Annotated in this window: 6 protein-coding genes; all 6 read right to left on the bottom strand. The window is 72.5% G+C overall.

The window, feature by feature from the left end; genetic code table 11:
• The coding region (locus KIK09_RS57080) for a serine dehydratase beta chain (RefSeq protein WP_275956625.1) at positions 1 to 280 on the bottom strand (280 nt) is incomplete at its 3' end.
• On the bottom strand, positions 277 to 816 hold the full coding sequence (locus KIK09_RS57075) for a sarcosine oxidase subunit gamma (protein ID WP_214327953.1): 540 nt from the start codon (positions 814 to 816) through the stop codon (positions 277 to 279). The genes KIK09_RS57080 and KIK09_RS57075, both read right to left, overlap by 4 nt.
• A complete protein-coding gene (locus tag KIK09_RS57070) occupies positions 809 to 3,574 on the bottom strand; it encodes an FAD-dependent oxidoreductase (RefSeq protein ID WP_214327952.1) in 2,766 nt (921 codons plus the stop codon). The genes KIK09_RS57075 and KIK09_RS57070 overlap by 8 nt, the downstream gene beginning before the upstream one ends.
• Positions 3,571 to 3,819 (bottom strand): sarcosine oxidase subunit delta, encoded by a 249-nt coding sequence (locus tag KIK09_RS57065; protein ID WP_214327951.1) that lies wholly within the window; start codon positions 3,817 to 3,819, stop codon positions 3,571 to 3,573. Before KIK09_RS57065 ends, KIK09_RS57070 begins: the two co-directional genes overlap by 4 nt.
• Before the next feature lie 10 nt (positions 3,820 to 3,829).
• Positions 3,830 to 5,041 carry a sarcosine oxidase subunit beta family protein gene (locus KIK09_RS57060; RefSeq protein WP_214327950.1) on the bottom strand — a complete coding sequence of 404 codons (1,212 nt, stop codon included), beginning with the start codon at positions 5,039 to 5,041 and terminating at the stop codon, positions 3,830 to 3,832.
• On the bottom strand, positions 5,038 to 6,294 hold the full coding sequence (glyA, locus tag KIK09_RS57055; protein ID WP_214327949.1) for a serine hydroxymethyltransferase: 1,257 nt from the start codon (positions 6,292 to 6,294) through the stop codon (positions 5,038 to 5,040). The genes KIK09_RS57060 and glyA overlap by 4 nt, the downstream gene beginning before the upstream one ends.
• Positions 6,295 to 6,301: the final 7 nt, after the last annotated feature.

Below are 6,301 nucleotides of genomic sequence, written 5' to 3'. Positions count from 1 at the left end.
ACTCCCGCATGGCCAGCAGCCGGGCGTCGATGGAGTCGACGTCGACCAGCTCCGGCTTCTCGCCGGACAGGCCGAGCAGGACGGCCTTGTCGCTGCCGTGGCCCTTGCCGGTCAGCCCGAGCGAGCCATAAAGGATCACCTGCACCCGGGCTGTTCGCGCCAGCAGCCCGTCCTCGTGCAACCCGCGGGCGAACTTGTGCGCGGCCGCCATCGGCCCGCCCGTGTGCGAGCTCGACGGCCCTATTCCGATCTTGAACAGGTCGAAGACCCCGATGCTCATGTCACGTACTCCGTCGCCGCGTCCAGCAGCCACTCCGCCAGGTAGGCGGCGAAGGACGAGCGCACCAGCACCAGGAACCCGTCCTCGCGCGGCACGAGCACGACCTGCGCCCGCGCCAGCATGGTCTGCGCGCACCGCCCCGGACCGAACACGCGCGGATGCAGGTCGAGCGTGCAGCCGTGGGCGAGCAGGTCGCGCGCCTTCGGCCCGCCCACGAACAGCGTGGTGCGCTGCGCGGAGACGTCCACGATCGAGCCGTGCCGCTCGCCGAGCGACTTGCGCAGCAGCTCGGGCCGGTAGTCGGCGGGGGCGATCACCAGCCACTCGTCGGGCCCGAGCCAGGCCACGGTGACGTCGTCAGAGGTCACCGCGGTGTTCGGCTCGACCGGCAGCGGGACGCCGAGGTCCGCTCCCGGGTCCACCCGTACGTTGACGTGGGTGAGGAAGGGGATCTCCCGCAGCGTCAACGCCCCGGTCCGCGATACCGCCTCGAAACGGCCGGCGAACGCCGAGGCCGGACTCCTGCGCTCAACCATCGCGACGGGCTCCTTCCGGGTCGTACAGGACATGGGACGTGACGGTCACCGGCACCATGGCATCCCCGACGGGCGCGTAGAGCCGCTCGCCGTACCGCGACTGCCCGCCCTTGAGCAGGGCCAGCGCGAAGGTGCGGCCGAGCGCCGCGCTGCGGTAGCTGGAGGTGACGTGGCCGAGCATCGGCACCGGCGGCTCCGGCAGCTCGGAGGAGGCGACCAGGTGGGCGCCCTCGGGAAGCAGGAAGCCGTGGTCGTCGGGCAGCAGCCCGACGAGCTGCTTGCGGTCGGGACGCGAGGTGTCGGCCCTGGCGTAGGACCGCTTGCCCACGAAGTCCGGCTTCTTCTTCGACACCACCCACGACATGCCCAGGTCCTGCGGCGTGATGGTGCCGTCGGTGTCCTGGCCGACGATCGGGTAGCCCTTCTCGGCCCGCAGCACGTGCATGGTCTCGGTGCCGTAGGGGGTGACGCGGCCGCCGGACATGATCGCCGTCCACAGGCGGAGCCCGTCCCAGGAGGTCACGTTGATCTCGTAGGCCAGCTCGCCGGAGAAGCTGATGCGGCACACCCGGGCGGGGATCCCGGCGACCTCGGCCTCACGCCAGGTCATGAACGGGAACTCGGCGGCCGAGACCGCCAGCTCCGGCGCCAGCGACGACAGGACCTCGCGCGAGCCAGGCCCGACCAGCGCGACCGTCGCCCACTGCTCGGTCACCGAGGTGAAGTGCACGCGCAGCGACGGCCACTCGGTCTGCAGCCACTCCTCCATCCAGTCAAGCACCGTGGCGGCGTTGCCGGTCGTGGTGGTGACCAGGAAGTGGTCGTCGGCCAGGCGGATGACGGTGCCGTCGTCGAAGACCATGCCGTCAGGCCTGCACATCACGCCGTAGCGGATCGAGCCGACGGCCAGCGAGCTCATCAGGTTGGTGTAGATCCTGTCGAGGAACTCGCCCGCGTCGGGGCCGATCACGTCGATCTTGCCGAGCGTGGAGGCGTCCATCGCCGCCACGTCCTCGCGGGCGGCCCGGCACTCGCGCAGCACGGCCGCCTCCATGTCCTCGCCCGCGCGCGGGTAGTACCACGGCCGCTTCCACTGCCCGACGTTCTCGAACAGCGCCCCGTGCTCGACGTGCCACTCGTGCAGCGCCGTCACCCTGACCGGGTCGTGCAGCTCCCCGCGGTCGCGCCCGGCCAGCGCCGCGAAGCTCACCGGCGTGTACGGCGCGCGGTAGGAGGTGATCCCGACCTCGCCCACAGGCGCGCCCAGCGCCTGCGCCACCACGGCCGAGGTCAGCAGCCCGGAGGTCTTGCCCTGGTCGTGCGCGGTTCCCGCGGTGGTGTAGCGCTTGACGTGCTCGACCGAGCGCAGCCCCGCGCCGGTGGCGCGCAGCACGTCGGCCGCGGTGACGTCCCGCTGCAGGTCCACGAAGTGCCCGCTGAGGTCGTCCGCCGGCACCAGCCAGTACGGCATGCCGCCTGGCCCCGCGGGCACCGGCTCGCCGTCCCCGGCGCCGTCGGCCAAGCAGCCCTCCAGCGTGAACACGCCCCTGGCGGCCCCGGCCACGCGCACGTCCTGCCGCGCGACCCCAGGCACCAGCGCGGCCAGGTCCTCGTCGTAACGCAGCGTCCCGCCCGACTGGCTGAACAGGTGCACCACCGGGTTCCAGCCGCCGGACACCAGCAGCAGGTCGGCCGCGATCTCGGTCCCGCCTGCCAGGACGGAGGAGACCTCCCCGTCGCCCCTGGCGGCCTCGACCGCCTGCCCGGCCAGGACCTCGATGCCGCGCCGCCGCGCCTCGGACGCCAGCCCGGGGGAGGGGCGCACGTCCACGATCGCGGCCACCTCCAGGCCCGCGTCGGCCAGGTCGAAGGCGGCCCGGTAGGCGCTGTCGTTGGTGGTGAAGACCACCGCCCGGCGGCCCGGCAGCACGCCGTACCTGACGGCGTAGGTGCGCGCTGCGCCGGCCAGCATCACGCCCGGCAGGTCGTTGCCGGCGAAGGCGATCGGCCGCTCGTGCGCTCCGGTGGCCAGCACGACCCGGCCCGCCCTGATGCGCCAGATCCGCTCCCTGGCCACGTTGCCGGGGGCGGCGGCGCCGAGGTGGTTGGTGCGGCGCTCGACGGCCATGAGGTAGTTGTCGTCGTAGTAGCCGAAGACCGTGGTGCGGCGGAGCACCGTGACGTCAGGCAGGCGCTCCAGGTCGGCCGCCACCGACGCCGCCCACTCGGGGCCGCGCAGCCAGGACGGGCTGTTCAGCACGTCCCCTGTGGCCAGCTGCTCGGTGGTGCCAAGCAGGCTGCCGCCCGGCTCGGGCTGCTCGTCGGCCAGGATCACCCGGGCGCCGTCCCTGGCCGCGGCTCGCGCGGCGGCCAGCCCGGCAGGACCCGCGCCGACCACCAGCACGTCGCAGTGGGCGTGCACGGCGTCGTAGCGGGCCGGGTCAGGCTCGGCGGCCAGGCGGCCCCTGCCGGGCAGGCTGCCGGCCACCAGCCCGTCGTACAGCTCGACCGTGGTGGCCGGCTGCATCGGCTCGGGGAAGGGCTCCTCGATCTGGATGACCGCGTTGGGCTCCTCGCTGCCCGCGGCGAAGATCCCGCGCGGGCGGCCCAGCTTGACGCTGGTCGCGGCCTGCCGCACGCCGTTGGCCAGCAGCGCGGAGGCCAGGGTGTCGCCGGGGTGACCGGTCAGCTCGCGGCCGTCGAAGCGGAAGCGCAGCGTGACGCCGCGGTCGATCAGCCCGCCTGTGGACAGCCTCATCGGGCCTCCAGGATCTCGTTGGTGGCCGTGTCGCGGACCAGGTTGAACCACCGCCGGCAGCCCGCCGAGTGGCTCCACCGCTCGGCGAAGGGTCCCTTGGGGTTGTCGCGGAAGAACAGGTAGCGCGCCCACTCCTCATCCGACAGCGAGGCCGGATCGGCCGGGTAGGCGACGTGGGCCTGCCCGCCGTAGTGGAACTCGGCCTCGTCGCGAGGGCCGCACCAGGGGCATGGGATCAGCATCATCTGCGGCTCCTCAGTGCGCCACCGCGGCGGCGCCGTGCTCGTCCACGAGCGCCCCGGTGGTGAATCGGTCAAGGGAGAAGGGGGCGTTGAGCGGGTGCGGCTCGTCGTTGGCCACCGTGTGGGCCAGGCACCAGCCCACGCCGGGCGTCGCCTTGAAGCCGCCGGTGCCCCAGCCGCAGTTGAGGTAGAGGTTCTCGACCGGGGTCAGGCCGACGATCGGCGAGGCGTCGGGCGAGACGTCCACCACGCCGCCCCAGGTGCGCAGCACGTGCGCGCGGGCGAAGATCGGGAACAGTTCCAGCGCGGCGGCCATCTGCCGCTCGATGATGTGGAAGGCGCCGCGCTGCCGGTAGGAGTTGGCCGCGTCGATGCCGGCGCCCATGACCAGCTCGCCCTTGTGCGCCTGGCTGACGTAGACGTGCACGGCGTTGGACATGACGACCGTCGGGTGCACCGGCTCGAGCAGCTCGGACACCAGCGCCTGGAGCGGGTGGCTCTGCAGCGGCAGGTCGATCCCGGCGGTCTTGGCCACGACCGAGGAGTGCCCGGCCGCGCACAGCGCCACCCGGCCCGCCGCGATCGTGCCCCGCGTGGTCTCGACGCCGGTGACCCGGCCGTCGGTCACCAGCAGCCCGGTGACCTCGCAGTGCTCGATGAAGTCCACGCCGAGGGCGGCCGCGGCCCGCGCGTATCCCCAGGCGACGTGGTCGTGCTTGGCGATGCCCGCGCGGGGCTGGAAGGTGGCGCCGAGCACCGGGTAGCGCACGTCGGGCGAGATGTTGACGATCGGGCACACCTCGCGGACCTGCTCCGGGTCCAGCCATTCGGCGTCGACGCCGTTGAGCCGGTTGGCCTCGACGCGGCGCACGCTGTCACGCACGTCCTGCAGGCTGTGCGCCAGGTTGAGCACGCCGCGCTGGCTGAACAGCAGGTCGTAGTCGAGCTCCTCCTCCAGGCCCTCCCAGAGCTTGAGCGCGTGCTCGTAGATGCCTGCGCTCTCGTCCCACAGGTAGTTCGAGCGGATGATCGTGGTGTTGCGCGCCATGTTCCCGCCGGCCAGCCACCCCCGCTCCAGGACCGCGACATTCGTGATGCCGTGGTTCTTGGCCAGGTAGTAGGCGGTGGCCAGGCCGTGCCCGCCGGCTCCGACGATGATCACGTCGTAGGAGCGCTTGGGCTCGGCGGCGTTCCACAACCATTGCGGGTGCTCGGGCAGGCTCATCGTGCCTCTCCGTACAGCGGGTGCTTGCCGGCCAGGGCCTCGACCCTGTCGCGCAGGAACGACAGGTCCGCGGCCGGGGTCAGCGCGGTGGCGATGATGTCGGAGACCTCGGCGAAGTCGGCGGCACTGAAGCCGCGCGTGGCCAGCGCCGGGGTGCCGATCCGCAGGCCCGAGGTGATCATGGGCGGACGCGGGTCGAACGGCACGGCGTTGCGGTTGACCGTGATCCCGGCCGCGTGCAGCCGGTCCTCGGCCTGCTTGCCGTCCAGCTCGGACTCGCGCAGGTCGACCAGGACCAGGTGGACGTCGGTGCCGCCGGTCAGCACCTTCACGCCCGCGGCCGCCGCGTCGGGCTGCAGCAGCCGGTCGGCCAGGATGCGCGCGCCCTCCAGCGTACGGCGCTGCCGCTCCCTGAACGGCTCCTCGGCCGCGATCTTGAAGGAGACCGCCTTGGCCGCGATCACGTGCTCCAGCGGACCGCCCTGCTGGCCGGGGAAGACCGAAGAGTTGATCTTCTTGGCGAGGTCCTCGGTCGACAGGATCACCCCGCCGCGCGGGCCGCCGAGCGTCTTGTGCGTGGTCGTGGTCGTGATGTGCGCGTGCGGCACGGGGGAGGGATGCAGCCCCGCCGCCACCAGCCCGGCGAAGTGCGCCATGTCCACCATCAGGTAGGCGCCCACCTCGTCGGCGATCCGGCGGAAGGCCGCGAAGTCCAGCTGCCGCGGGTAGGCCGACCAGCCGGCGATGATGAGCCGGGGACGGTGCTCGCGAGCCAGGCGCTCCACCTCGTCCATGTCCACCAGGTTGTCGCTCTCGCGCACGTGGTAGGCGACCACGTTGTACAGGCGGCCGGAGAAGTTGATGCGCATGCCGTGCGTCAGGTGGCCGCCGTGCGCCAGGTCGAGGCCGAGGATGGTGTCGCCCGGCTCGAGCAGCGCCGCCATCGCCGCGGCGTTGGCCTGGGCGCCGGAGTGCGGCTGCACGTTGGCCGCCTCGGCGCCGAACAGCGCCTTGATCCGGTCGATGGCGATCTGCTCGATCACGTCGACGTGCTCGCAGCCGCCGTAGTAGCGACGGCCCGGGTACCCCTCGGCGTACTTGTTGGTGAGTACCGAGCCCTGGGCCGCCATCACGGCGGCGGGCGCGAAGTTCTCCGAGGCGATCATCTCCAGCGTCGAGCGCTGCCTGGTCAGCTCGGCGCCGATCAGGGCGTGGACCTCGGGGTCCACCACGTCCAGCGGTGTGTCGATCATGTGAGGT

This window comes from Nonomuraea sediminis (assembly GCF_018531495.1).
GTDB lineage: Bacteria > Actinomycetota > Actinomycetes > Streptosporangiales > Streptosporangiaceae > Nonomuraea > Nonomuraea sediminis.
The sequence above is the reverse complement of the archived record's forward strand: the minus strand, read 5'-3'. Positions and strand labels throughout refer to the sequence as shown.

What these genes read in the sequence shown, in the direction of transcription:
- KIK09_RS57070 (WP_214327952.1), bottom strand. Translation starts at nt 3,574, where the DNA reads ATGAGGCTGTCCACAGGCGGGCTGATCGACCGCGGCGTCACGCTGCGC.
- KIK09_RS57075 (WP_214327953.1), bottom strand. Translation starts at nt 816, where the DNA reads ATGGTTGAGCGCAGGAGTCCGGCCTCGGCGTTCGCCGGCCGTTTCGAG.
- KIK09_RS57060 (WP_214327950.1), bottom strand. Translation starts at nt 5,041, where the DNA reads ATGAGCCTGCCCGAGCACCCGCAATGGTTGTGGAACGCCGCCGAGCCC.
- glyA (WP_214327949.1), bottom strand. Translation starts at nt 6,294, where the DNA reads ATGATCGACACACCGCTGGACGTGGTGGACCCCGAGGTCCACGCCCTG.
- KIK09_RS57065 (WP_214327951.1), bottom strand. Translation starts at nt 3,819, where the DNA reads ATGATGCTGATCCCATGCCCCTGGTGCGGCCCTCGCGACGAGGCCGAG.